Source organism: Pseudomonas sp. F3-2 (assembly GCF_038804275.1).
Classification (GTDB): Bacteria; Pseudomonadota; Gammaproteobacteria; order Pseudomonadales; family Pseudomonadaceae; genus Aquipseudomonas.
This window is the reverse complement of record NZ_CP152388.1, coordinates 5,730,834-5,754,835: the sequence shown is the minus strand read 5'-3', so window position 1 is coordinate 5,754,835 and position 24,002 is coordinate 5,730,834. Positions and strand designations below refer to the sequence as shown.

At 59.6% G+C, this 24,002-nt stretch carries 22 protein-coding genes; 10 read left to right on the top strand and 12 right to left on the bottom strand.

The window, feature by feature from the left end; all coding sequences use genetic code 11:
• Positions 1-4: 4 nt before the first annotated feature.
• A complete protein-coding gene (locus AAGQ88_RS25635; RefSeq protein WP_342655889.1) occupies positions 5-319 on the bottom strand; it encodes a hypothetical protein in 315 nt (104 codons plus the stop codon).
• Positions 320-513: 194 nt separating this feature from the next.
• On the opposite strand from AAGQ88_RS25635, the gene AAGQ88_RS25630 reads away from it, so the two are divergent.
• Positions 514-984 (top strand): Lrp/AsnC family transcriptional regulator, encoded by a 471-nt coding sequence (locus AAGQ88_RS25630; protein WP_093465910.1) that lies wholly within the window; start codon positions 514-516, stop codon positions 982-984.
• Between the two features lie 141 nt (positions 985-1,125).
• Here AAGQ88_RS25630 and AAGQ88_RS25625 read toward each other — a convergent pair whose 3' ends face one another.
• Positions 1,126-2,493, bottom strand: coding sequence for a CYTH domain-containing protein (locus tag AAGQ88_RS25625; protein WP_342653968.1), 1,368 nt, complete (start codon positions 2,491-2,493; stop codon positions 1,126-1,128).
• A gap of 166 nt (positions 2,494-2,659) precedes the next feature.
• Between AAGQ88_RS25625 and argE the strand changes: the two genes are divergently transcribed.
• Both argE and argA read left to right on the top strand, forming a co-directional pair.
• Complete coding sequence (gene argE, locus AAGQ88_RS25620) at positions 2,660-3,808, top strand: acetylornithine deacetylase (RefSeq protein WP_342653967.1); 1,149 nt, start codon at positions 2,660-2,662, stop codon at positions 3,806-3,808.
• Between the two features lie 142 nt (positions 3,809-3,950).
• Positions 3,951-5,249, top strand: coding sequence for an amino-acid N-acetyltransferase (gene argA / locus AAGQ88_RS25615; protein ID WP_093465901.1), 1,299 nt, complete (start codon positions 3,951-3,953; stop codon positions 5,247-5,249).
• Positions 5,250-5,349: 100 nt separating this feature from the next.
• Here the strand turns inward: argA and gshA are convergent, their stop codons facing one another.
• The 3 genes from gshA to AAGQ88_RS25600 form a co-directional block, all read right to left on the bottom strand.
• The gene (gshA, locus tag AAGQ88_RS25610) at positions 5,350-6,936 is read right to left on the bottom strand and encodes a glutamate--cysteine ligase (protein ID WP_342653966.1); all 1,587 of its coding nucleotides are present in this window, start codon (positions 6,934-6,936) and stop codon (positions 5,350-5,352) included.
• A gap of 211 nt (positions 6,937-7,147) precedes the next feature.
• Complete coding sequence (locus AAGQ88_RS25605; protein ID WP_093465897.1) at positions 7,148-7,531, bottom strand: PaaI family thioesterase; 384 nt, start codon at positions 7,529-7,531, stop codon at positions 7,148-7,150.
• Entirely contained in the window at positions 7,531-9,855 is a 2,325-nt protein-coding gene (locus AAGQ88_RS25600) for a Tex family protein (protein ID WP_342653965.1), read from the bottom strand. Before AAGQ88_RS25600 ends, AAGQ88_RS25605 begins: the two co-directional genes overlap by 1 nt.
• A gap of 281 nt (positions 9,856-10,136) precedes the next feature.
• Between AAGQ88_RS25600 and ompR the strand changes: the two genes are divergently transcribed.
• Positions 10,137-10,877, top strand: coding sequence for a two-component system response regulator OmpR (ompR, locus tag AAGQ88_RS25595; RefSeq protein WP_093465893.1), 741 nt, complete (start codon positions 10,137-10,139; stop codon positions 10,875-10,877).
• Between the two features lie 166 nt (positions 10,878-11,043).
• Entirely contained in the window at positions 11,044-12,357 is a 1,314-nt protein-coding gene (locus AAGQ88_RS25590) for an ATP-binding protein (RefSeq protein ID WP_285425232.1), read from the top strand.
• Between the two features lie 115 nt (positions 12,358-12,472).
• On the opposite strand, the gene rimK is transcribed toward AAGQ88_RS25590, so the two are convergent.
• From rimK to AAGQ88_RS25575, 3 genes are all read right to left on the bottom strand, one after another.
• A complete protein-coding gene (gene rimK, locus AAGQ88_RS25585) occupies positions 12,473-13,378 on the bottom strand; it encodes a 30S ribosomal protein S6--L-glutamate ligase (protein WP_093465889.1) in 906 nt (301 codons plus the stop codon).
• A complete protein-coding gene (locus tag AAGQ88_RS25580; protein ID WP_342655888.1) occupies positions 13,375-13,806 on the bottom strand; it encodes an ATP-dependent zinc protease in 432 nt (143 codons plus the stop codon). The genes rimK and AAGQ88_RS25580 overlap by 4 nt, the downstream gene beginning before the upstream one ends.
• Positions 13,807-13,872: 66 nt before the next feature.
• A complete protein-coding gene (locus AAGQ88_RS25575; RefSeq protein WP_342653964.1) occupies positions 13,873-14,643 on the bottom strand; it encodes an EAL domain-containing protein in 771 nt (256 codons plus the stop codon).
• A gap of 117 nt (positions 14,644-14,760) precedes the next feature.
• On the opposite strand from AAGQ88_RS25575, the gene AAGQ88_RS25570 reads away from it, so the two are divergent.
• Entirely contained in the window at positions 14,761-15,162 is a 402-nt protein-coding gene (locus AAGQ88_RS25570; protein ID WP_093465886.1) for a S4 domain-containing protein, read from the top strand.
• Between the two features lie 100 nt (positions 15,163-15,262).
• Here the strand turns inward: AAGQ88_RS25570 and AAGQ88_RS25565 are convergent, their stop codons facing one another.
• Complete coding sequence (locus AAGQ88_RS25565; RefSeq protein WP_342653963.1) at positions 15,263-16,072, bottom strand: phosphatase PAP2 family protein; 810 nt, start codon at positions 16,070-16,072, stop codon at positions 15,263-15,265.
• Between the two features lie 98 nt (positions 16,073-16,170).
• On the opposite strand from AAGQ88_RS25565, the gene hslO reads away from it, so the two are divergent.
• Both hslO and AAGQ88_RS25555 read left to right on the top strand, forming a co-directional pair.
• Positions 16,171-17,073: an Hsp33 family molecular chaperone HslO gene (gene hslO / locus AAGQ88_RS25560; RefSeq protein ID WP_093465882.1), complete on the top strand. Its 903-nt coding sequence runs from the start codon at positions 16,171-16,173 to the stop codon at positions 17,071-17,073.
• A gap of 192 nt (positions 17,074-17,265) precedes the next feature.
• Positions 17,266-18,807, top strand: coding sequence for a phosphoenolpyruvate carboxykinase (locus tag AAGQ88_RS25555; protein ID WP_342653962.1), 1,542 nt, complete (start codon positions 17,266-17,268; stop codon positions 18,805-18,807).
• 202 nt (positions 18,808-19,009) lie between these two features.
• Here AAGQ88_RS25555 and AAGQ88_RS25550 read toward each other — a convergent pair whose 3' ends face one another.
• Complete coding sequence (locus AAGQ88_RS25550; RefSeq protein ID WP_342653961.1) at positions 19,010-19,726, bottom strand: hypothetical protein; 717 nt, start codon at positions 19,724-19,726, stop codon at positions 19,010-19,012.
• 182 nt (positions 19,727-19,908) lie between these two features.
• Positions 19,909-20,718, bottom strand: coding sequence for a hypothetical protein (locus AAGQ88_RS25545; RefSeq protein ID WP_342653960.1), 810 nt, complete (start codon positions 20,716-20,718; stop codon positions 19,909-19,911).
• 244 nt (positions 20,719-20,962) lie between these two features.
• Between AAGQ88_RS25545 and AAGQ88_RS25540 the strand changes: the two genes are divergently transcribed.
• Together AAGQ88_RS25540 and AAGQ88_RS25535 are read left to right on the top strand one after the other, a co-directional pair.
• Positions 20,963-22,897, top strand: a complete 1,935-nt coding sequence (locus AAGQ88_RS25540; protein WP_342653959.1) for a RecQ family ATP-dependent DNA helicase — start codon at positions 20,963-20,965, stop codon at positions 22,895-22,897.
• Between the two features lie 64 nt (positions 22,898-22,961).
• Positions 22,962-23,390, top strand: a complete 429-nt coding sequence (locus AAGQ88_RS25535; protein ID WP_342653958.1) for a thioesterase family protein — start codon at positions 22,962-22,964, stop codon at positions 23,388-23,390.
• Between the two features lie 57 nt (positions 23,391-23,447).
• Here AAGQ88_RS25535 and AAGQ88_RS25530 read toward each other — a convergent pair whose 3' ends face one another.
• Positions 23,448-23,921, bottom strand: coding sequence for a glycine zipper domain-containing protein (locus tag AAGQ88_RS25530; protein ID WP_285425238.1), 474 nt, complete (start codon positions 23,919-23,921; stop codon positions 23,448-23,450).
• Positions 23,922-24,002: the final 81 nt, after the last annotated feature.

The following is a 24,002-nucleotide window of genomic DNA, read 5'->3' as shown; positions in this document are numbered from 1 at the left end:
GCGCTCAACCGACAGCGAGTGAGACGGGCTCGGTTAGGACGTGGAAATCGCCCATCGGTTCCAGATCCACTGAGCATACGTTGATCAGGTTGCGCATTTTTTCGCCAATTACCTGAGCGCGATGCCACGTCATCCCGCCAACCTCCACCTGAATCATTAGCATGTCCTCCTGTTGCAGCACGCTGACTTGCTGAGGGATCAGGTATTGCATCGCGAACAGGTTCAGCACGCGGCAGATCAGGTCGGGCTCGGCTTCTGCAAGGATCTGATAGCGCGACAGGCACAGGGCATTATCGACGGACCAGGCGTCGTGGCGCAGCGGGGTGCAGTTGACGGCTTCAAGGTGCGGCTTGCTGGACTCTCCGGTTCAAGACGGCTGCGCAGAAGCAGCGGCGAGCGAATGGTGTGGGAGAAATCTTTACATGACAGAAAAGAAATTTCTGATCCAACTTCGGCTGTATTACGCTTGATAAGACTTGTTGATGCGCCGTAGTTAAGTAACGGGAATAAATTATGCAAATCGAGCTGGACGCATACGATCGGAAGATTCTTGCTCTGCTGCAGGAAGACGCGTCGCTTTCCAGTGCGCAGATTGCCGAGCAGGTCGGGCTGTCCCAGTCGCCGTGCTGGCGCAGGATTCAGCGGCTCAAGGATGAGGGGGTGATCCGGCGCCAGGTTACGCTGCTGGATCGCAAGAAGATCGGGCTCAACACGCAGATTTTCGCGGAGGTCAAACTCAACGCTCACGGCCGCTCGAACTTCACCGAGTTCACCGAGGCGATTCGCGGATTTCCGGAGGTTCTGGAATGTTACGTGTTGATGGGTTCAGTCGACTTTCTGCTGCGCATCGTCACGCCGGACATCGAGGCGTATGAGCGATTCTTCTTCGAAAAGCTGTCGCTGGTGCCGGGGATACAGGAGGTGAACTCCACAGTGGCGCTGTCGGAGATCAAATCGACAACGAGCTTGCCGATCGTGAGGTAGAAGCTGCGCACATCGAGTAGGACCGGCTTTAGCCGGGAAGGCGTCGGTTGGCCCACCATAAAGCTAGCGGTGGTCAAACTGGCCTTTTCCTGGCTGAAGCCGGTCCTACTGAAATAGCTGGCCGGTCCTGCTGACGGGGCCTTACAACTTCAGCAGTGTCTTCCACGCGCGGCTTTGCAGCACGGTGATGGTCTGCTGAACGCGGGCTTCGAGGATCTCGTCGCTGATGTCCAGGTGCGCCAGTTGCTCCAGCTTGTTCAGCTCGCCATACAGGCGGTCCAACTCGGGCAGATCCAGTGCCTGACGAGCGTAGTGCAGCCAGACCTGGATGCGTTCGATGCGCGGCAGTTGTTCGGCGAGGTCTTCAGGCTGCTGCTGGTAGCGCGCCAGATTCAACGCGGTCGCCTCGTCACCCAGAAAGCGCGGAACCCAACTGCTCAGCATCGCGTGGCCTTGGCGGTTACCCCGGTTGTTGCGCTCCACCGTCCAGCTGCGCTCCATCAACCAGCGCGATGTCGTCAACGAAAACAGGCCCCAGCGTGGGTCTTCCAGTTCTTCAATGAACTGCTCATGAGCCGCAGCTCGAACATCGCTGTCTTCCTGACCGGCCTGAACCAGCGTGCGCCAGTCTTCCAGCAGCGCATCGAGGGCTGCGCGCAGGTCGTGAGTCGTCGCGCGAGGCGCGGCCTGACCGAGGCTGCCGGTCAGTGCGCGCAACTCGGCGAGCACCTCGACCCATTCCTGCAGCAGGCTCCAATGACCATTGAAGCGGTATTGTTCCGCCAGACGCTGGCTGCTGCCCAAGAGGAACCAGGCCAAGGCACTGTAGGCATCGTCCACCGACATCTCGGCGTGCAGCTCCGGCGTCGGCAGTTTGATCGAATAACTGCTGGCGTCGAACAGGCGATACCCGCGTTCTGCCTTGCTGATGTCACACGGCATCAACGCCAGTTTCTCGGCAAGCTCGGCGGCCAGTTCGAGCAAGGCAGCGGGTTCACCTTCGCGAAGCTCGAGCTCCAGCTCACAGATTTCTTCTTTCTGCTTGCCGACGACGACGTGACCCAGGTCCAGCGCTGCCTCTATCACGACCTTGGTCTTGCCACGGCCCCATGCGATCTCAGCCTTTTCGCGGACAAAGTCCGTCGTGAACAGGGGTTTGATGGTCTTCTTGTCCAGATCGGCGAGTTGTTCGGGCCAGCAATCGCCATCGAGTTTCTTCAGGTCCAGTTTGGCCTTGGGGACGTCCCAGTTGTATTCGTTACGCTCGGACAACCCGGCAACGCTTTGGCCACGCGTCTTCAGCGTCTGGATGATGGCGTCGCCGTCACGACGCAGGCGCAGCGCGACTTTGGCCTGAGCCAGTTCACGCTCGGGCGTGTCGAAATACTGGTTGAACAGCTCAAGCCGCTCCCAGCCACTTTTATTGCGCTTCTTCAGCAACGGGTGCTCGCGCAGGGCAATGAGGGTTTCGCGGCTGACGCGGAGTTTGATTTCGGTTTCTTTCTGCATGGCCGGGAATCCAGGCGCTCTATCGCTGATAAACGTTGGGCGCAGCCGGAATCGACACAGCTGCGTGGGTCGTGCAGTGTACAGGACATCAACCGTGACAGTTTATTCCTGCAAGCCAATGACCCTATGATGGTCCGCGTGTCGTATCCGCACCGAGGAGTCGCTTATGCCGTTACCGTCCATGAAAGAGCAGTTCGCAGCATTGATTGCTGCGCCGTCGGTGAGTTGCACGCAACCCTCGCTGGATCAATCCAATCGCCCGGTCATCGACCTGCTTGCCGGCTGGCTCGGCGATCTGGGTTTCGCTTGTGACATCCAGCAAGTCAGCCCCGGCAAGTTCAACCTGGTGGCGACCTACGGCACAGGCCCTGGCGGTCTTGTGCTGTCCGGTCACAGCGACACTGTTCCGTATGACGACGCCTTGTGGAAAACCGATCCTCTGAAGCTGACGGAAGTGGACGGCAGTTGGGTAGGGCTGGGCAGTTGCGACATGAAGGGGTTTTTCGCGCTGGCGATCGAGGCGCTGCAGCCATTGCTCGATCAGTCTTTCAAGCAGCCGCTGATCATTCTGGCGACCTGCGATGAGGAGAGCTCGATGTCGGGCGCCAAGGCGCTTGCCGCAGCGGGCGCTCCGTTGGGGCGGGCAGCGGTGATTGGCGAGCCAACCGGGCTCAAGCCGATTCGCTTGCACAAAGGCGTGATGATGGAGCGCATCGACATCCTCGGGCGCAGCGGCCACTCGTCGGATCCGAGCCTGGGCCATAGCGCGCTCGAAGCGATGTACGACGCGATCGGCGAGCTCAAAGGGTTGCGCCGCGAATGGCAGGAAACATTCCGAAATCCGCAATTCAGCGTGCCCCAACCGACCATGAACTTCGGTTGCATCCACGGAGGCGACAACCCGAACAGAATCTGCGGCCAGTGCTCGCTGGAGTTCGATCTGCGGCCGCTGCCGGGCATGGATCCGGAGATGCTCCGCGCCGCCATTCGCCTGAAGCTTCAGCCGCTGGCCGAGCTGCATCAAGTGCAGATCGACTACGCGCCGCTGTTTTCAGAAGTCGCGCCGTTCGAGCAAAACGCTGACGCGGAACTGGTGCGGGTTGCCGAGCGTCTCACGGGTCATACGGCCGAAGCAGTGGCATTTGGCACCGAAGCGCCTTATCTTCAGCGCCTTGGTTGCGAAACCATCGTGTTGGGGCCGGGAGATATCGCCTGTGCGCACCAGCCCGGCGAGTATCTGGAAATGTCACGTTTGCAGCCTACAGTGCGTCTGCTACGTCAATTGATCGAACATTACTGCCTGAATACCCATTGAGTGCCGCCGAGTCAGACGGCGCTATTTGTCAGAATCACACCAGAAGGAGAGTACGCGTGTTGCGATGCCTGTTCCGACGATAAAGCTCACGCCGTTTTGAGCGTTTCACCCTTCGTCCATCTTCTTACAGGCTTTTTCGGATATGCCCGATTACGTTAATTGGCTCCGCCACGCGTCTCCTTACATCAATGCCCACCGGGACTGCACCTTCATCGTCATGCTTCCGGGCGATGGCGTCGAACACCCCAACTTCGGCAATATCGTTCACGACCTCGTGTTGCTGCACAGCCTGGGCGTTCGCCTGGTGCTGGTTCATGGCTCTCGCCCACAGATTGAAAGCCGCCTGGCTGCACGCGGGCTGACGCCGCATTTTCATCGCGACATGCGCGTCACCGACGCGGCAACATTGGAGTGCGTGATCGATGCGGTCGGCGCGTTACGCGTGGCCATCGAAGCGCGCCTGTCGATGGACATGGCGGCCTCGCCGATGCAAGGCTCGCGTCTGCGCGTGACCGGCGGCAACTTCGTCACGGCCCGGCCCATCGGCGTGCTGGAAGGCGTCGATTACCAACACACTGGCGAAGTACGCCGGATCGACCGCAAGGGCATCAACCGCCTGCTCGATGAGCGCTCCATCGTGCTGCTGTCACCGCTGGGTTACTCGCCCACCGGTGAAATCTTTAACCTCGCCTGCGAAGATGTCGCCACGCGCGCGGCCGTGGACCTTGGCGCGGAGAAGCTGCTGCTGTTCGGCGCCGAGTCAGGCTTGCTGGACGAGCAGGGACGTCTGGTGCGCGAGCTTCGTCCGCAGCAAGTCCCGGCGCATCTGCAGCGGCTGGGCAACAATTATCAGGCCGAACTGCTGGACGCCGCCGCCCAGGCCTGTCGCGGCGGCGTGGCGCGCAGCCACATTGTCAGTTATGCCGAAGACGGCGCGCTGCTGTCCGAGCTGTTCACACGCGCTGGCGGCGGTACGCTGGTGGCGCAGGAGCAGTTCGAACTGGTCCGCGAGGCGTCGATTGGTGATGTCGGCGGCCTGATCGATCTGATCACGCCGCTTGAGGAGCAGGGCATCCTGGTGCGTCGTTCCCGTGAGGTGCTTGAGCGCGAGATCGAGCAATTCAGTGTGGTCGAGCGGGAAGGGCTGATCATCGCCTGCGCAGCGCTGTATCCGATTGCCGATTCTGAAGCGGGCGAACTGGCGTGCCTGGCAGTGAACCCTGAATACCGCCACGGCGGGCGTGGCGATGAGCTGCTTGAGCGCATTGAGGAGCGCGCGCGCGCTCAGGGCCTGAAGACCCTGTTTGTCCTCACCACACGCACTGCTCACTGGTTCCGCGAGCGCGGCTTCGAGCCGAGCAGCGTTGATCGCCTGCCGAGCGCGCGGGCTTCGCTGTACAACTACCAGCGCAATTCGAAGATCTTCGAGAAGGCGATTTAAGCTCCCCGCAGATCGTGTGGCCTGCGCTACTACAGTCGATCAAATGCTTCAGAAACAAAAACGGCGCGCCCCAGGCGCGCCGTTTTCATTCATGCGCTGATCAGTTACTGATCGCCAGAATGCTCGCCTGATAGGCACCGACGAAGGTGTCGAAATCCACCGGTTCTTCGGTCTGTTCCAGCTCGGACTGTTGCGCCAGGGATTCCCGCGCCTTGGTCTCAAAGCCGGTTTGCTCCTCTGCGCTCAAAGGGCGGCTACGGAAATACTCGGCGTGAGCCTGCGCCTGACGCAGAGAGAACGCCGTAAAGCCTTCCTTGTGCTCCGTCATGCTGGCCAGCACCTGCGCCGATGGCGTCAGCGCCGGGTCAGCGACCTTGGCACGCTGAGCGTCCAGTGACCGGGTGTGTTCATCGATACCTTGGCTCTTGTCCAGTAATTGGCTGATCGGCGCAATCTTGTCGAGCAACTCGTTGGCCCATTCCTTCAGGTCAATGGTCTCGGTATTGCGGCTCAGCTTCAGCCCTGGCCGCCGACCCTCCTTGACCACCGTCAGGAAGTTGGTGCTGGCGTTGCCGCACTCGCAGTCGGCCAGTTGCGAGCTTTCCTGCAGCGCGCAAAACAGGATGAACGCGTCGATGAAGCGCGACTGTTGCAGATCGATGCCGACTGGCAGGAACGGGTTGATGTCCAGGCAGCGAACTTCAACGTATTGAACGCCGCGCGCCATCAGCGCCTGAATCGGACGCTCACCGGAGTAGGTGACGCGCTTGGGACGAATGGTCGAGTAGTACTCGTTTTCGATCTGCAGCACGTTGGTGTTGAGCTGAATCCACTCGCCGTCCTTGTGCGTGCCGATCTCGACATAGGGCGCATAAGGCGTGGCCACCGCGCGACGCAGGCTGTCGGTGTAGGTCAGCAGATCGTTGTAGCAAGGCGTCAGGTCGGCTTGAGCGCTGCTCTGATAACCCAGATCGCTCATGCGCAGACTGGTAGCGTAAGGCAGATACAGCGTGTCGGCGTCGAATTGATCGAGCTGATGAGAGCGGCCGCGCAGGAAGCTGGCGTCCAGCGCTGGCGAGGCGCCGAACAGGTACATCAGCAGCCAGCTGTAGCGACGGAAATTGCGGATCAGACCAATGTAGCTTTCGGACTGGAAATCCCGGTCGCTGCCTTCGAAATTATCGGTCTGCTTGAGCAGCGGCCAGACCGCTTCAGGCAACGAAAAATTGTAGTGAATTCCGGCAATGCATTGCATCGTCTTGCCGTAGCGCAGCGCCAGGCCCTGGCGATACACGTACTTAAGCTTGCCGATATTGGACGTGCCGTAATAGGCGATCGGGATGTCTTCCTCGGCCGGCAGCGGGCACGGCATCGAAGGGCTCCAGATGTATTCGCTGCCCAGCTTGCTGTAGGCAAAGCGATGGATTTTTTCGAGACTGTCCAGCGTGTCGGCAGGATTGGTCAGTGCCGGCGTGATGAACTCCAGCAGCGACTCGGAATAATCCGTGGTGATCTGTTCGTTGGTCAGTGCAGACCCGAGCGCTTCGGGGTGCGGGGTCTGGGCCAGACGACCTTCGCCTGTAACGCGCAGGCATTCGCGCTCGATACCGTGCAAGCACTTCTCCAGAAGGGAGAGGTTGGAGTGCTCGCCAAGCAGAGCCAGGCGGCGGTTGAGAAGTTCGCTCAAGTTGGATTCCTTCACGCGTCAGTCGGCCCTATATGGGGGCGATATGGCGGTCTACAAGGGTGAAGAAAGGAACTGGCGTTTTCGCCTCGTTTTTAGCCCTAACGCCGACGCCTGTCGCCTGGTCATTCAATAGGCTGCCATCAGTCAGACAGGCAGTTGATTTCGACACTGTCGAACAGTGCCGAAATTAACCCATATCGGTATCGGACAGCTAGACGATCGCGAACGTGCCTTGTGCTTTAGCGACCAGCTTGTCGTCCTGGCGAACCTCGGCCTCGACCACCAGCGTGCGGCGTCCGGCATGCAGCACGGTGCTGGTGCACAGGACCTCGCCTTCGGACACGGCGCGAACGTAGTTGATCTTGCATTCCACGGTCACGCTGCGCTGATCGAAGCCATGGGAACTGGAGCAGGCCAGTCCCATTGTGATGTCCACCAGGCTGAACAGCGCGCCACCGTGCATCACGTTGCCGCGATTACGCAGGTGAGCTTCCAGCGGCAGGGCGACTTGCGCGACGCCCTCGTCCAGTCGTACCACTCGGCAGCCGAGGGTCTTGAAGTAAGCGCTTTGGGTCAACTCGTCTGGAATATCCATCAGCGTTTCTTCAGTTGCTTGGCGTTGGCGAACAGGGAAGCCATGGCGTTGTTGGCCGGGGCGGCTGTCGCGGTTTCTTTGCGCGGGGCGCTGCTCTGCTGCTGACGAGGTGCCGCGCCAGGGCGAGCACCCCGAGCGCCGTCGACTTTCTCACCCGGCGTGTCGCTCATGCGCATCGACAGTCCTACACGCTTACGCGCAATGTCGACTTCCATCACCTTGACCTTCACCACATCACCCGCCTTCACGGCTTCACGTGGGTCTTTGATGAACTTCTCGGAAAGCGCGGAGATATGCACCAGACCGTCCTGATGCACGCCGATGTCGACAAATGCACCGAAATTGGTGACGTTAGTCACGACACCTTCCAGAATCATGCCCGGTTGCAGGTCCTTGAGATCTTCGACGCCATCCTGGAACTCGGCAGTCTTGAACTCGGGGCGCGGGTCGCGGCCAGGCTTCTCGAGCTCCTGGAGAATGTCGGTCACCGTCGGCAGGCCAAAGGTCTCGTCGGTGAACTTCTTCGGATCAAGACGCTTGAGGAAGCTTGCATCGCCGATCAGCGAACGAATGTCGCGGTCGGTTTCAGCCGCGATGCGCTGCACCAGCGGATAAGCTTCCGGGTGAACCGCGGAAGAGTCCAGCGGGTTGTCGCCGTTCATGACCCGCAGGAATCCTGCGGCCTGTTCGAAGGTTTTTTCCCCCAGACGCGCCACTTTCTTCAGCGCGGCGCGGGTTTTGAACGCGCCGTTCTCGTCGCGGTGCGAAACGATGTTTTGCGCCAGCGTGGTGTTCAGGCCGGAAATCCGCGCCAGCAAGGCGACAGAGGCAGTATTCACATCGACGCCGACGGCGTTCACGCAATCCTCTACGACTGCATCCAGGCCGCGCGCCAGCTTGAGTTGCGACACGTCGTGCTGATACTGGCCGACACCGATGGATTTCGGATCGATCTTCACCAGCTCCGCGAGCGGATCCTGCAAGCGGCGAGCGATGGACACCGCGCCACGGATCGAAACGTCCAGATCCGGGAATTCTTTGGCCGCCAGTTCCGACGCCGAATACACCGACGCGCCGGCTTCGGAGACCATGACCTTGGTCATTTTCAGGCCTGGGTATTTTTTGATCAGTTCCGCCGCCAGTTTGTCGGTTTCGCGGCTGGCGGTGCCGTTGCCGATCGCGATCAGGTCCACCGAATGTTTGGCGCACAGCGCGGCCAGTACCGCGATGGTCTGATCCCACTGATTCTTCGGCACGTGCGGATAGACCGTGGCGTGATCCAGCAATTTGCCTGTCGCATCGACCACCGCGACCTTGCAACCGGTGCGCAGGCCCGGGTCCAGGCCCAGTGTGGCGCGAGGTCCGGCAGGCGCGGCCAGAAGCAGATCGTGCAGGTTATGAGCGAACACGTTGATCGCTTCGGTCTCGGCGCCGTCGCGCAGTTCGCCCAGCAGGTCGGTTTCCAGATGCGAGTACAGCTTGACCTTCCAGGTCCAGCGCACGACTTCGGCAAGCCACTTGTCTGCAGGACGGTTCTGATTCTGCAGCCCAAAACGCTCGCTGATCATCATCTCGCAGGGGTGAAGCGTCCCCGGCAGCTCTTCGCCGACTTTCAGCGCCGAGCTCAAAATGCCTTCATTGCGGCCGCGGAAGATCGCCAGCGCGCGGTGCGACGGCATGCTTTTCAGCGGCTCGTCGTGTTCGAAATAGTCACGGAACTTGGCGCCTTCCTCTTCCTTGCCAGCCACCACCCGGGCACTGATCACAGCCTCCTGCTTGAGGAAACTGCGCAGTTTCTCCAGAAGGGTGGCGTCTTCGGCGAAGCGCTCCATGAGGATGTATTTGGCGCCTTCGAGCACAGCCTTGACGTCGGCAAAACCTTTTTCGGCGTCGACGAAACGCGCGGCCTCGGTTTCCGGGCTCAGGTTCGGATCGTTGAACAGACCGTCGGCGAGTTCGCCAAGGCCGGCTTCCAGCGCGATCTGGCCTTTGGTGCGGCGTTTCTGCTTGAACGGCAGATACAAGTCTTCAAGGCGGGTCTTGGTGTCGGCCAGCTTGATGTCGCGAGCCAGTTCGGGGGTCAGCTTGCCTTGCTCTTCGATGCTGGCAAGGATGCTGATGCGGCGCTCATCGAGCTCGCGCAGATAACGCAGGCGCTCTTCCAGATGACGCAGTTGCGTGTCATCGAGGCTGCCTGTCACTTCTTTACGGTAGCGAGCGATGAAAGGCACGGTAGAGCCTTCATCCAGTAGCGCGACGGCCGCTTCGACCTGTTGCGGGCGGACGCCGAGTTCTTCGGCGATGCGGCTGTTGATACTGTCCATAAAACCACCTGGCAAATGTGTGTGCAAAAAATCCAGCTGCTGGCGAACCGCCTTGAGCGGGTGCTGCCTGACCTTGAGGGCGGCGCATTATACCCAGCGAACCCTGATTAGGGGATCAGCCGATCAGATGGCCAGAATCGGTGCGTCGCACGGTGGCGATCACCTCCCTCGGCCGCGAGGGAGAGCGCCAGTGTGTACTCAGGAAAAATCTGCTAACAATGCACACGGTGCGCATCGCAGCAGCTACGCCATAATGCGCGCCGAGATCAAAGGAGCTTCCAATGAGCAGCACTGCACAAACGGCTGAAGGCGAGAAAATCCTCATCGTTGATGATGACCCGGGCTTGAGCAGCCTGTTAGAACGCTTTTTCAACAGCAAAGGCTACCGCGCCCGCGCTGTGCCCAACGTGGAGCAAATGGACCGTCTGCTGGCGCGCGAAGTGTTTCATCTCGTGGTGCTGGATCTGATGCTGCCAGGCGAAGACGGCTTGTCCGCTTGCCGCCGTCTGCGTGCCGCGAACAATCAGGTGCCCATCATCATGTTGACCGCCAAGGGCGATGAGCTGAGCCGGATCAAGGGTCTGGAGCTGGGCGCCGATGATTACCTGGCCAAACCTTTCAACCCCGATGAACTGATGGCCCGCGTGCGTGCCGTGCTTCGTCGTCAGGCCGCCCCGGTGCCTGGCGCACCGGCCAGCGAAGAAGAAACAGTCACCTTTGGCGATTACGAATTGTCTCTGGCCACTCGTGAGCTTAAGCGTGGCGACGAAGTACACATGCTCACCACCGGCGAATTCGCGGTGCTCAAGGCGCTGGTCATGCATGCGCGCGAGCCGCTGACCCGCGACAAGCTGATGAATCTGGCACGAGGGCGCGAGTGGGATGCTCTGGAGCGCTCCATCGACGTACAGATTTCTCGTCTGCGCCGCCTGATCGAAGTGGATGCCGCCAAGCCGCGCTATATCCAGACTGTATGGGGCGTCGGTTATGTGTTCGTTCCAGACGGTGCCAACAAGCAGTAACAGCAAGTTCGACAGTCATTTGCCGGGTGTTCGACGCCCGCAACGTTAGCCAGTCACCTCGGTGTTCGCCATCAGCGAACATCGTCGTGACTGGTTTTTGCTGTCTCTTGTGTTCCGCGAATTTCGCGAGCCTGAGCTCGCTCCTGCAAAGTGTGTAGCTGCTGTTATGAAGACACCGCTCTGGTTCCCGCAAAGTTTTTTCTCCCGCACGCTCTGGCTGGTGCTCATCGTCGTGCTGTTTTCCAAGGCGCTGACGCTGGTTTATCTGCTGATGAACGAAGACGTTCTGGTGGATCGCCAATACAGCCACGGTGTTGCGCTGACTTTGCGGGCTTACTGGGCGGCCGATGAAAGCGATCGGCAGACCATCGCAGATGCAGCGGGCCTGATCCGCGTGGTCGGCGGTGGCGTCCCGGAAGGCGAGCAGCACTGGCCTTATTCGGAAATCTATCAGCGTCAGATGCAGGCCGAGCTGGGCGCTGACACGGAAGTACGGTTGCGCGTGCATGCTCCGCCCGCGCTGTGGGTACGCGCACCGAGTCTGGGCGATGGCTGGCTGAAGGTGCCGCTGTATCCGCACCCGCTGCGCGGCCAGAAAATATGGAGCGTGCTCGGCTGGTTCCTGGCGATCGGTCTGCTGTCCACGGCATCGGCCTGGATCTTCGTCAGCCAGCTCAATCAGCCTCTCAAACGTCTTGTCTTTGCGGCGCGTCAATTGGGCCAGGGGCGCAGCGTCCGGTTGCCTGTCGGCGATACGCCCAGCGAAATGACCGAGGTCTATCGGGCGTTCAACCAGATGGCCGAAGACGTCGAACAGGCCGGTCAGGAGCGGGAACTGATGCTTGCGGGCGTGTCCCATGATCTGCGTACGCCGCTGACACGGCTGCGTTTGTCGCTGGAGCTGATGCCGGCCAACAATGAATTCATGGAAGGCATGGTTCGCGACATCGAGGACATGGATGCCATTCTCGATCAGTTTCTGGCTTTCATCCGGGACGGACGCGACGAGGAGGTCGAAGAGGTCGATCTGGTCGAGCTCGTGCATGAAGTCGTTGCGCCCTACAACAGCCCCGTGGAGCAGGTGCGACTGTGTCTGGAGTCCATCCCTCCGTTTCCGCTGCGGCGGGTCTCGATGAAGCGTTTGCTCAATAACCTCATCGGTAACGCCATGCATCATGCGGGTGATGGTGTTGAGGTCGCAGCGTATGTGTCAGGGGACAGCGGGGCGCCCTACGTGGTGCTGAGCGTACTGGATCGCGGCATGGGCATCGATCCTTCGGAGCTTGAGGGAATTTTCAACCCGTTCATCCGGGGCGATCGCGCCCGAAGCGGCAAGGGCACAGGACTGGGGCTTGCGATCGTCAAGCGTATCGCAGCGATGCACGGTGGCAATGTCGAACTGCGCAATCGCTCCGGTGGCGGGCTGGAAGCGCGCGTTCGATTGCCGTTGGGCTTGATGTTGCCCAGGGACGCAGACTGATCTGATGCCGTCGCGGTGAGTGCACGTGCTTCGAAGCGGCGAGCCTGCCCGAAGTGCGTGAATGCCGACACGCCGCGAGCGCGAGCACGCGGCGGTGTCGTAGGCAGGCTTTCCGTCAGCCTTTGCCCTTGGTTCGGGTCATATGAGGCCCGCCGTTCTTTTCGATGTACTGAATGATCATCCCTGCGACGTCCTTGCCGGTTGTCGCTTCAATACCTTCCAGTCCCGGCGAAGAGTTCACCTCCATCACCAATGGGCCGTGGTTGGAGCGCAGGATGTCCACGCCGGCAACGCTGAGCCCCATGACTTTGGCGGCCCGGATGGCCGTCATTCGTTCTTCGGGCGTGATTTTGATGAGGCTGGCGGTCCCGCCGCGGTGCAGGTTGGAGCGGAATTCGCCTGGCTTGGCCTGGCGCATCATTGAGGCGATGACCTTGTCACCCACCACGAAACAGCGGATGTCGGCACCGCCTGCTTCCTTGATGTATTCCTGAACCATGATGTCCTGCTTGAGGCCCATGAAGGCCTCGATCACCGATTCCGCTGCCGTCGCCGTTTCACACAGCACCACGCCAATGCCCTGAGTGCCTTCGAGCACCTTGATGACCAGCGGGGCGCCATTGACCATCTGAATGAGGTCCGGGATGTCGTCAGGCGAGTGGGCGAAGCCGGTCACCGGCAGGCCGATCCCCCGACGTGACAGCAACTGCAGCGAGCGCAGCTTGTCGCGGGAGCGGGCAATGGCGACTGATTCGTTGAGCGGGAAAACGCCCATCATTTCGAACTGGCGCAACACCGCGCAGCCATAGAACGTGACGGACGCGCCGATCCGCGGGATGACCGCGTCGAAGCCTTCCAGTGGTTTTCCTCGATAGTGAATCTGCGGCTTATGACTGGCGATGTTCATATAGGCGCGCAGGGTATCGATCACCACCACCTCGTGACCGCGCTGGATGCCAGCTTCGACCAGTCGGCGGGTTGAATACAGACGCGGGTTTCGCGAAAGCACAGCGATCTTCATGCAGCACCTGTGGCAGAGGAATTTGAAGCCGGGAAGACCGGCTTGTCCTGAACATATGTAATACCTGGATTGACCACCAACTGGCCGTCGATCAAGGCTTTGGAACCCAGCAGCAACCGATAGCGCATGGCTTTGCGACAAGCCAGGGTGAATTCCACGGGCCAGACCCGATCACCCAGCGCCAGCGTGGTGCGGATCACGTAGCGCACCTGAGCATGCCCGTTGGAGCTTTTGATGGTTTTCATCGCCACCAGTTGCGCTTCGCAGCGTCGATGGCGCAATTGCACCACGGTGCCCAGATGCGCATTGAAACGCACCCATTTCTCGCCGCCGCGTTCGAAGGGTTCGATTTCCGTGGCGTGCAGGCTGGAGGTGCTCGCCCCGGTGTCGATTTTCGCGCGCAGGCCCGCTACCCCTAAATTGGGCAGCGCCACCCATTCGCGAAGGCCGATGACTGTGAGATGGTCGAATGTCTTCAAAGCGGTTCCGTACGTTTACGCGTTCTGCCAGACGCCAGGGTCGATCTGCGCCAGTGCCTTGAATGCAGGTTTGGCGAACCAGTAGCCCTGCATCAGATATATTCCGGAGTCAGCCAGAAAGTCTCGTTCTCCGGCTTCCTCGATGCCTTCGGCGACGACTGTAACGCCCAACTCCGTACACATTGTGACAACCCCGCGAACGATAGCCTGACGCACGCGATCTCGATGGATGTCGCGCACCAGCGCCATGTCCAGTTTGATGAGATCGGGTTGAAAGTCCGCCAGCAACGTCAGCCCCGAATGCCCGGCACCGAAGTCGTCGATCGCCGTCTTGAAACCGAACTCGCGGTATTCACGCAGAATGTGAGTCAGATGACGACTGTCCATGTGCTCGCTTTCGACCGTCTCGAAAATCAGTCGATCAAGCGGGAAGTTGTGCGAGCGAGCGGCTTCCAGCGTGCTGCGGATGCACAGCTCCGGACGATAGACGGCATTGGGCAGGAAGTTGATGGACAAGTGCTCGGTCATGCCCAGCCTGGCGGCAGTTGAAATTGCCCTGGTCCGGCACAATTGATCGAATCGATAGCGGTTGCTGTCGTCGACCTGGCTCAAGACCGAGTGCGCACCCTCACCGGCAATTCCGCGCACGAGCGCCTCGTACGCGAAGATCGACTGGTCGCGCAGATCGACGATCGGCTGATAAGCGAAATCGAAATCGAAGGCCAGCTCAGGGCTTTCTTTGCAGCCCTTGCAGCCACCGGTCAGCGACGTTGGGAAATCTGTCACGGCGTACTCCAAGTCGGCGCCATTTATCTTGGCAGGCAGTTTAAACGAGGGCTCGAATAACTGCGTGCCCCGCGTGACGTAGTACAGTTCTGACTATTACCAGATTGAGGAATTCAGATGACGCAAAAGTCAGACGAGGACGACAAAGTTCGTCTGGACAAGTGGCTCTGGGCAGCCCGTTTTTTCAAGACCCGTGCGCTGGCGAAAGCCGCAATCGAGAGTGGCAAAGTGCACTGTAGAGGCGAGCGCTGCAAGCCAGGCAAGGAGCCGCGCGTCGGCGACGAGCTGCAGATTCGCGCAGGCTTTGATGAGCGCACCGTCGTGGTTCAAGCCTTGTCCATCGTGCGGCGCGGCGCTCCCGAAGCTCAATTGCTATACAGCGAAACGCCTGAGAGTCTCGCAAAAAGGGAGCAGGCGGCGCAGATGCGCAAGGCTGGCAGCCTGGGCGTGACCACTGACGGCAAACCGACCAAGAAGCAGCGCCGTCAGTTGTTTCACTTTCGATCCGGAGATGACTGAAGGTTTCTGCCCGGAGCGCGGTTGTCCAGAATTGCAGCGAGTCGCGTGATATCTGCAACTGCTTGAACGCAATGTCCTGCAAGCGCGCTCCTGCAGGCGCTTATCCCCGCGCGCCAGGCTTCATGATGCTCAGGCAGTTGAGCAGCGGCACCTTGGCGAAGACGTTAAAGATGGGTGCCGTCACCTGCAACAGGAAACGGGTGACCACGGCCACGAACGGTGTGTAGCAGCTCCATGCCAGGGCGAGCAACGCGATCATCACGCCGCCGATGTAGTCATCCTGGCCCCAATGTGCGCCAGCGACGAGGCGCGGCATCATGAACAGAAACGCCAGAACCCAGATGATCACCCGTTGACCGACAGTGCGGCTGAACGCAGTCATGAACATCGCCCAGATCAGCAAAACCGAAGCGTGGTCGCCGGGAAAGCTCTGGCTGGAGCGGTCTTTGAGCTCCCATTTGTCTTCCAGCGTGGGGAATATATCGCTGAGTTTGATCGCGTCGGGTATCACCATCGAGGCGCTGTCATGTTGAAGCGAGGTGTGATCGATGATTTTGGAGAACACCGTCCGGATGACCAGTAACAGAATCAGCGTCAAGACAAAGCCAATCAGCGCGGCGCGGGTCTGCACGGCTTTGAAGACCCAATCACCTTTGATCAGCAAGGCCAGAAGGATCAGGCCGACGACGATATCGAAGGGGCGCATGCTGGCAATCGTCCACATCCACAGCCACACTTCGTTTTGCTCGAGCGGACGGTTAAGCAGATGAAACAGCCACTCATCGAATTGAGTAAAAGCGGCATGCCCGGTCGGCCAGACCCAGACCAGCAGTAGCGCCAAGGCCACCAGGTTGCACAGCAGGAATTTTTTGGCGTTCCACTTGGGTTGGAACAGCGCGGGATAGTCCATAAAATGCCCCCATCGGCATGACAACGCACCAAGCGGTGCTAAACCGCGTTTTATAGGCGTTTGTCATCAACTTGTCATCACTTCAGATACCTATTTCTATGCATGATTTCCCGGATATCGATTACACCCAGCGTTTCATCTTCGACGAGAGCGACGTGCGCGGTGAGCTGGTCGCGCTCGAGCGCAGCTACGCCGAGGTGCTCGCCAAGCATCCATACCCTGAGCCGGTGGCCCAGTTGCTTGGCGAGATGCTCGCCGCCGCGGCCCTGTTGGTCGGTACGCTGAAATTCGATGGATTGCTGGTGCTTCAGGCGCGCTCTCTCGGGCCGGTTTCCCTGTTGATGGTCGAGTGCTCCAGCGAGCGTGAGATCCGTGGCATCGCCCGCTACGACGAGAGCCTGATCACGCCGGACGCCACGCTCAAAGAGCTGATGCCCGACGGCGACCTCACGATGACTATCGATCCGCGTCAGGGTAAGCGCTACCAAGGCATCGTCGGGCTGGATGGCGTCGACCTGTCGGCCTGCCTGTCCGAATACTTCGTTATGTCCGAGCAATTGCCTACACGCTTCTGGATCAAAGCTGACGGCAAGCGTGCACGTGGCCTGCTCCTTCAACAGCTTCCGCCTGCACGTCTCACCGATGCCGAGGAGCGCGAAGCCAGCTGGCAGCACGTCAACACCCTCGTCGACACGCTCACGGCCGAGGAATTGCTGAGTCTGAACAACGAAACCGTGCTGCATCGGCTGTTCCATGAAGACCCTGTGCGCATGTTCGATGTGCAGCCTTTAGTGTTCCGTTGCAGCTGCTCGCGCGAACGTTCTGCCAATGCGCTGGTCAGTCTTGGTCTGGAAGATGCACAGCAATTGGTAATCGAACATAACGGCACCGTTGAGATCGATTGCCAGTTCTGTAATCAGCGCTACCTTTTCGATGCAACCGATGTAGCACAGCTGTTTGCAGGGGGCGGAGTAGACACCCCTTCAGATACCCGTCATTGATGTAGTGCCGACGTCGGGCTGAATGGTTTCCGCCCGGCCGGCTTGGTTCTTCATTATGTAGTTCTGACAGGAGGGCCCTACCTTTTCTGGGCTTTTCTGGCATAATCCGGCCCACTTTTTAGCTGTAGTAGTTTGGGTTTTTCTACTACAAAACGTTTGGAGCACTCGGCCAGCGGGCCGACGGGGAATCTCATGACGCAAGCCAACAACGCCGTTTACACCGATCTCAGTGTCGACGAACTGGTTAAAGAAGCCCTCAAACGCGAAGAAGGCGTACTGTCCGATACCGGCGCGCTCGTCGTCGAAACCGGCCACCGCACTGGTCGTTCGCCAGTTGACCGTTTCATCGTCGATGAGCCGAGCACCACGGCCGCAATCGCCTGGGGCCCGATCAACCGCAAATTCCCTGCTGACAAATTCGATGCCCTGTGGGCACGTGTCGAAGCGTTCAACAATGCTCAGGAACACTTCGTTTCTCACGTTCACGTAGGCGCGGCGGCCGACCACTACCTGGCGGTCAAGATGACCACTCAGACTGCCTGGCAGAACCTGTTTGGCCGTTGCCTGTTCATCAACCCGGCTCAGTACAACCCTGCCGATCGTCAAGAGTGGCAAGTGCTGAACGTTGCCAACTTCGAATGCGTGCCAGAGCGTGACGGCACCAACTCTGATGGTTGCGTCATCATCAACTTCGCACAGAAGAAGGTTCTGATCGCGGGCATGCGTTATGCCGGCGAGATGAAAAAAGCGATGTTCTCGGTGCAGAACTTCCTGCTGCCGGCCGCCGACGTATTGCCTATGCACTGCGCGGCCAACATCGGCGAAGAGGGCGATGTCACGCTGTTCTTCGGTCTGTCCGGCACAGGCAAGACCACGCTGTCCGCAGACGAGAGCCGTTACCTGATCGGTGACGATGAACACGGCTGGGGCGAAGGTGTTGTGTTCAACATCGAAGGCGGTTGCTATGCCAAGTGCATCGACCTGTCCGAGAAGAACGAGCCTGTCATCTGGAAAGCCATCAAGCATGGCGCAGTGCTGGAAAACGTCGTTCTGGATGCCGCTGGCCACGCTGACTACGCCGACAGCAGCCTGACTCAGAACAGCCGCGCCGCCTACCCGCTGGAGCACGTCGAGAAGCGTTCCGAGAAGAACCTGGGCGGCGAGCCGAATGCCGTGATTTTCCTGACCTGCGACCTGACCGGCGTTCTGCCGCCAGTCTCGATCCTCAGCGAAGAACAGGCGGCTTATCACTTCCTGTCCGGTTACACCGCACTGGTCGGCTCGACCGAAATGGGTTCCGGCGCTGGCATCAAGTCCACGTTCTCCACCTGCTTCGGCGCACCGTTCTTCCCGCGCCCTGCCGGCGAATACGCTGAACTGCTGATCAAGCGCATCCGCGGCTTCGGCTCCAAGGTTTACCTGGTCAACACCGGCTGGACCGGCGGCGGCTACGGCGTCGGCAAACGCTTCAACATCCCGACTACGCGCGGCGTCATCGCGGCCATTCAGAGCGGCGCGCTGATCGGTGCAGAAACCGAGCACCTGGACACCGTCAACCTGGACGTGCCGAAATCAGTGCCCGGCGTCGACACCGCACTGCTCAACCCACGCAACACCTGGGCTGACAAAGCGGCCTACGACGAAGCGGCCAAAGCACTGGCCGGTCTGTTCATCGAGAACTTCAAGAAGTTCGAAGTGAGCGACGCGATCAAGGCAGCGGGTCCGAAGCTGTAAGATCGGTTCACGCCGAACAGAAACCGCCCTTCGGGGCGGTTTTTTTATGCGAGCTCTAATCTGCGGATACTTGAAGGTCTTCACTTGCCATTGTGATTGGCGCTGCGCGCCAGATCGCGGGACAAGCCATGCTCCTACAGCCTGCGGACGGGAAGATGCATGGCCCGCGTCCTCACTCCATAAGTCACTGTTCGTGGAAACCTCACCCCGCCTTGGCCGTAACCGGGAAATCCTGGGTGATGTCAAAGCTGCCCTTGGCCACAACGCTTTTGGCGTTGCACAGTTTGGCGTCGAAGCCCGGGTGGCGTTCGCCGTGCTCGGCGGCGTAGGCGGCGGACTCTCGCGTGCATTCGTCGCTGGGTTGCTCAGGTGAAAGCGCGGCGTTGAACTGGAAAGTGCCGACGAGGCGGTAGCGCTCCAGCAATGTGTTTGAGGATTCCAGCTTTTCTATCTTGCTGAAGTCCAGTCGTACGTTGCTGTTCACGCCGCTCTTGTCGGTATCGAAGTACTGGTAGTAGGAGCCAGTGTCGTAGGACGCGCTGTTTTCGTCGTGGGCAACTTCTACGCGACCGCCCTGAAACATGATCGCTTGCTTCTCCTGATCCGGATTGTCGAAGGAGAACCCGAGAATCGGTCCGATGCTGACCTCATTGCGATCGCCTTCTGCTTCCTGGTCTGCACTCAAGGTCAGCCAGTTCGAACCGGGCAGCTTGCCGGGCAAAAATCCTACGCCGACCTGGTCGCCTTTGGCTTCGTAATGCAGATTGAGCGCCCCGCTGACATCCACCGTCATCGACTTTTCCAGACCGCGCGCCGCGCCGGAGGCACTCGTGGTTTTTCCAGCTTCTTTATCGCCGCATCCGGTAAGCGTTGCGATCAGGGCTGTGAGGACTAACGGCAGGTAGCAAGTGCGGGTCATGACGGTTTCCTGAAGTGAGCGGCGTTGAAAGCCTCTGCCTGGCGGAAGGTATGACCATCAGAATCGGTTTTTGTCGAAGCGAGAGCGCAAAATCTTCCTCGCAGATTCGGCGATCCGGCGCGCAGGGAGAGGTGCGCGGGTTGCCTGTCTTCGGTGCAAAGGGTGGCTGCCCGGCGCCCGGATCACGGCTGATACGCGCGGGTTGCCTCGCAATATTGCTCTTGCGCCAATTTGTTTTTCTCGTTTTTGTCCTTCGCCAGTCGTTTGCTCCAGTCGCTGCACATGTCCTTGAAGTAGGGCACCGCCGCGCGGCGGCATTCACGGTATTCGGCGCTGTCTGACATGAAATTCATGCAGACGCTGCTGGTTTCGATGTGGTTGTTGTAGATGCGGTAGCGCGCTTCGTAGCGGTTGCGACCATCGATTTCCCGGATGAAGACGCCTGCGACTTCGTAACGACGGCCTGAGTCGGATTTGGGTTTGGTCGCGCCAGCTTTGTACTGCGCCAGGTATTGCTCCGAGACCATGCCTTTGGCGCGCGGCGTGTTGTAATCAGTGGTTTGCTGCGTGTCACCGAATCGACAGTTAATGACGTCGCGGTCAATGACGTTGCCGTCTTTCAGGCAGTTATTCAGCGAGCGTGCGGGTGGGGTTTCTTGCGTTTGCTCCTTGGGCGCGACGTAGACGACCTGCTCGACTGTGCGCACTTGCGGCGCTGGCAACGCCTGGGCTGGCTCGGCGACTATTTCCGGTTTCAGAGGCCCGGCAACAGCCACCGCAGCAGGCCTGGATGTGTGAAACATCTGAAAGATCAGAAAGATGATTGCCACCAGCAATGCCAGACAGATCAGAATACTGCTGAGCGGCCAATTACCTCTGGCAGGTGCGACCTTTCGTTTTGCTGGGTGAGAACCCAGGACGACATCGAAGTGGTCCGGTTTCAGACGCTGCATGACGAGCCCGTCATCTTCGGGCTTTGGCTTGGCTTGCATTGCCTCTCCTTGGCGAGTCGTCTGACGTGGGCCGGTAACTGGACCTGCGCGTGCGAACGACTGGTAGTACGGATGTTGATTGCCGCGAGATTAATAGCCGCGATTGTGTTTTGCCAGCACTGCGTATCGAAGTCGTAGCAGGGATGTATCCTGTTCGACATTTCTGTAACGGTTCAGGTGTATTGCGCCCGGGCCCATCGCGCTAAGGTTCATCCCCTTGCGACGGTCAATGGAGTGGCAGCACATGCATCAAACCCTTGAGCAGGTTTTCGGTTATCGGCAGTTTCGTGACGGACAAGAGGCCGCCATCAGCGCGGTTTTAGCCGGGCGTTCGGCGGCAGCGATTTTTCCCACGGGCTCCGGCAAGTCCCTGTGCTATCAATTGCCAGCGCTGTTGCTGCCGCATCTCACACTGGTCGTATCGCCCTTGCTGGCGCTGATTCAGGATCAGTTGGCCTTTCTTCAACGCCACGGCATCGCGGCTGCCAGTATCGATTCGGCGCAGAGTCGGGACGAGGTGGCGGATGTCATGGCTCGTGCACGCTCCGGCGAGTTGAAGATTCTGATGATCTCGGTTGAGCGCCTGAAGAATGAGCGCTTTCGGCATTTCATTGCGCAGGTGCCAATCTCGTTGCTGGTGGTGGATGAGGCGCACTGTATTTCCGAGTGGGGCCACAACTTCCGTCCTGACTATCTGAAACTTCCGGACTACCAGCGCGAGTTCAACATCCCACAAGCACTGCTGCTTACGGCGACAGCGACACCTCATGTTATTGCCGACATGCAAAGCAAATTCGCGATCGCCCCAGACGACGTCGTCACCACCGGCTTCTATCGGCCGAATCTTCATCTGTGGGTCGAGCCGATTGCCGGACGCGACAAGCGCCGGCGGCTGGTTCAGTGGCTCACAGAGCGAGCGGGGCAGCCGAGCATCGTTTATGTAACGCTGCAAAAGACCGCCGAATTCGTGGCCGCGCATCTGGCCGAGAGCGGTGTTCCGGCGCAGGCCTATCACGCCGGTCTGCCGCACGATAAACGCGAGGCGATCCAGCGACAGTTCATGGAAGGACGGCTCAATTGCATCGTTGCGACCATCGCGTTCGGCATGGGCATCGACAAAAGCGACATTCGTAACGTCGTGCATTTCGACCTGCCCAAATCCATCGAAAATTACAGCCAGGAGATTGGCCGGGCAGGGCGTGATGGCGCGGCGTCGCAGTGTCTGGTGCTCGCGAACCGCGACAGCCTTAATGTGCTGGAAAACTTTGTGTACGGCGATACGCCAGAGCGTGAAGGCATCCGGCACGTGCTCGAGGATTTGCAGAGTGCGCGCAACGATGGCCAATGGGAGTTTCTGCTGACGCCCCTATCGGACGCGAGCAACATTCGTCAGTTACCTTTGAAGACGTTGCTCGTGCAGCTTGAGTTGCGCGGCATCATCGCGCCGCGTTACTCATATTTCGCCGAATATCGTTTCAAATACCTGATCGAGCCCCAAGACCTCGTGCAGCGTTTTCAGGGTGAGCGTCAGCAGTTCGTGGCAGCCATTGTCGAAACGTCGAGCCCGGCCCGCACTTGGGCGACGGTTAATTTCGATGCGATGTACCAGCAGCATCAGGCCGAGCGCGGGCGCGTGGTGACCGCGCTGGATTTCTTTCAGGAAAAAGGCTGGATCGAGTTGGAAAGCAAGCAGATGACGGAGGTTTATAGCTTGCTTGCAGCGGATTTCGATGCAGGGGCGTTGAGCGAAGAGCTGCATGATTATTTCGTGCACCACGAAAGCACTGAGATTGCTCGCATTCACGCCATGCTTGATCTGTTTGCCAGCGAGGATTGCCTGAGCCATCGGCTTGCACAGTATTTTGGCGATGACCGAGCGCCGACGCGTTGCGGGCATTGCTCCGTGTGTGCCGGGCATGTCGCACGTCTGCCGGAGCCACCGCCGCTTACGCCTCTGGATCAGTATGACTTTGCTGACGTCTGTGGCGAGTTCGTTGCCAGGCATCTCGAAGCGAGAGGCCATGACCCAAGCGCTGAATGCCTGACGCGATTCCTGTGCGGAATCAGCGTGCCGTTGTTCACACGACTCAAAGCAAGGAACATCGCAGGGTTCGCTGTCCTTGAAGATCATCCCTATGCAGCGGTACGCGACTGGATCAGGTCCAGAATCGAGGCTTGATGATCACAGCCTGTGCTCTGGGCGCCATCCTGCCAGCTACTCCTTAAAGCCGAAGAGGACCACTATGAGTGATACCCCGCAACGCTCCGATTACCGGCACTTTCAGCCAATTACCACGCGCTGGCACGACAACGACATCTACGGCCACGTGAACAACGTCACGTACTACAGCTTTTTCGATAGCGCGGTGAACAGCTATCTCATCGAGCGAGGCGGCCTGGACATTCATGAGGGCGAGGTAGTGGGTTTCGTGGTGAGCTCGTCCTGCGACTATTTTGCGTCCATCGCCTATCCCGACAGGATCGAAATAGGTCTGCGCGTGGGCAAGCTGGGCAACAGCTCGGTGCAATACGAGCTGGCCGTTTTCAAAGCCGGGGAAGAGGAGGCTCGAGCAGCGGGACGCTTCGTGCATGTGTTCGTGGATCGTGCTTCGAATCAGCCGGTGCCGATTCCGGCGAGCCTGCGCCTGGCGCTGGAGCAATTGCTGGCCTGAAATGAAAACCGGCCGCGAGTTCGGCGGCCGGTTGTGAAGCAGGTGGTGCGACGCAGGTCAGCGGTGACGCCAGTCGCGACCATGTTTGCGATGACCATAGGCGTGGCCACGGCCGTGATGGTAATCGCGGCGGTCGCCACGATAGCCACGGCGGCGGTCATCGTCGTGACGGCTTTCGTCACCCATGTAGTTACCCAATGCGCCGCCCGCGCCGCCGCCTGCTGCTGCACCGATCAAGCTGCCAGTGCTGCCACCGACGCTGCGACCGATAACGTTACCGCCTGCAGCGCCAAGACCGCCGCCGATGGCCGCTTCAGTGCGGTTGCGGCGGTTCGCGCCTACTGCGCCACCGGCCGCGCCGCCCAGGCCTGCGCCAATTGCCGAACCTGTGCTGCCACCAATCTGTTGGCCGACAACTGAACCGAGTACCCCACCCAATGCGCCACCCACGCCGGCCGTCACGTTGTCGCCTGCGCAGGCGAAACCGGTGGCCAGGGAGAGAGACAACAACAGAATCGAGGAATACTTCATGTATGAATGCTCGTAGGGAAGACGAGGCGATCCTGCAATCATGAAGAAAATGTCACAATCGAATTCCGACGAATAGCACGA

What these genes read in the sequence shown, in the direction of transcription:
- AAGQ88_RS25630 (WP_093465910.1), top strand. Translation starts at nt 514, where the DNA reads ATGCAAATCGAGCTGGACGCATACGATCGGAAGATTCTTGCTCTGCTG.
- AAGQ88_RS25625 (WP_342653968.1), bottom strand. Translation starts at nt 2,493, where the DNA reads ATGCAGAAAGAAACCGAAATCAAACTCCGCGTCAGCCGCGAAACCCTC.
- argE (WP_342653967.1), top strand. Translation starts at nt 2,660, where the DNA reads ATGCCGTTACCGTCCATGAAAGAGCAGTTCGCAGCATTGATTGCTGCG.
- argA (WP_093465901.1), top strand. Translation starts at nt 3,951, where the DNA reads ATGCCCGATTACGTTAATTGGCTCCGCCACGCGTCTCCTTACATCAAT.
- AAGQ88_RS25605 (WP_093465897.1), bottom strand. Translation starts at nt 7,531, where the DNA reads ATGGATATTCCAGACGAGTTGACCCAAAGCGCTTACTTCAAGACCCTC.
- AAGQ88_RS25600 (WP_342653965.1), bottom strand. Translation starts at nt 9,855, where the DNA reads ATGGACAGTATCAACAGCCGCATCGCCGAAGAACTCGGCGTCCGCCCG.
- ompR (WP_093465893.1), top strand. Translation starts at nt 10,137, where the DNA reads ATGAGCAGCACTGCACAAACGGCTGAAGGCGAGAAAATCCTCATCGTT.
- AAGQ88_RS25590 (WP_285425232.1), top strand. Translation starts at nt 11,044, where the DNA reads ATGAAGACACCGCTCTGGTTCCCGCAAAGTTTTTTCTCCCGCACGCTC.
- rimK (WP_093465889.1), bottom strand. Translation starts at nt 13,378, where the DNA reads ATGAAGATCGCTGTGCTTTCGCGAAACCCGCGTCTGTATTCAACCCGC.
- AAGQ88_RS25570 (WP_093465886.1), top strand. Translation starts at nt 14,761, where the DNA reads ATGACGCAAAAGTCAGACGAGGACGACAAAGTTCGTCTGGACAAGTGG.
- AAGQ88_RS25565 (WP_342653963.1), bottom strand. Translation starts at nt 16,072, where the DNA reads ATGGACTATCCCGCGCTGTTCCAACCCAAGTGGAACGCCAAAAAATTC.
- hslO (WP_093465882.1), top strand. Translation starts at nt 16,171, where the DNA reads ATGCATGATTTCCCGGATATCGATTACACCCAGCGTTTCATCTTCGAC.
- AAGQ88_RS25555 (WP_342653962.1), top strand. Translation starts at nt 17,266, where the DNA reads ATGACGCAAGCCAACAACGCCGTTTACACCGATCTCAGTGTCGACGAA.
- AAGQ88_RS25550 (WP_342653961.1), bottom strand. Translation starts at nt 19,726, where the DNA reads ATGACCCGCACTTGCTACCTGCCGTTAGTCCTCACAGCCCTGATCGCA.
- AAGQ88_RS25545 (WP_342653960.1), bottom strand. Translation starts at nt 20,718, where the DNA reads ATGCAAGCCAAGCCAAAGCCCGAAGATGACGGGCTCGTCATGCAGCGT.
- AAGQ88_RS25540 (WP_342653959.1), top strand. Translation starts at nt 20,963, where the DNA reads ATGCATCAAACCCTTGAGCAGGTTTTCGGTTATCGGCAGTTTCGTGAC.
- AAGQ88_RS25535 (WP_342653958.1), top strand. Translation starts at nt 22,962, where the DNA reads ATGAGTGATACCCCGCAACGCTCCGATTACCGGCACTTTCAGCCAATT.
- AAGQ88_RS25530 (WP_285425238.1), bottom strand. Translation starts at nt 23,921, where the DNA reads ATGAAGTATTCCTCGATTCTGTTGTTGTCTCTCTCCCTGGCCACCGGT.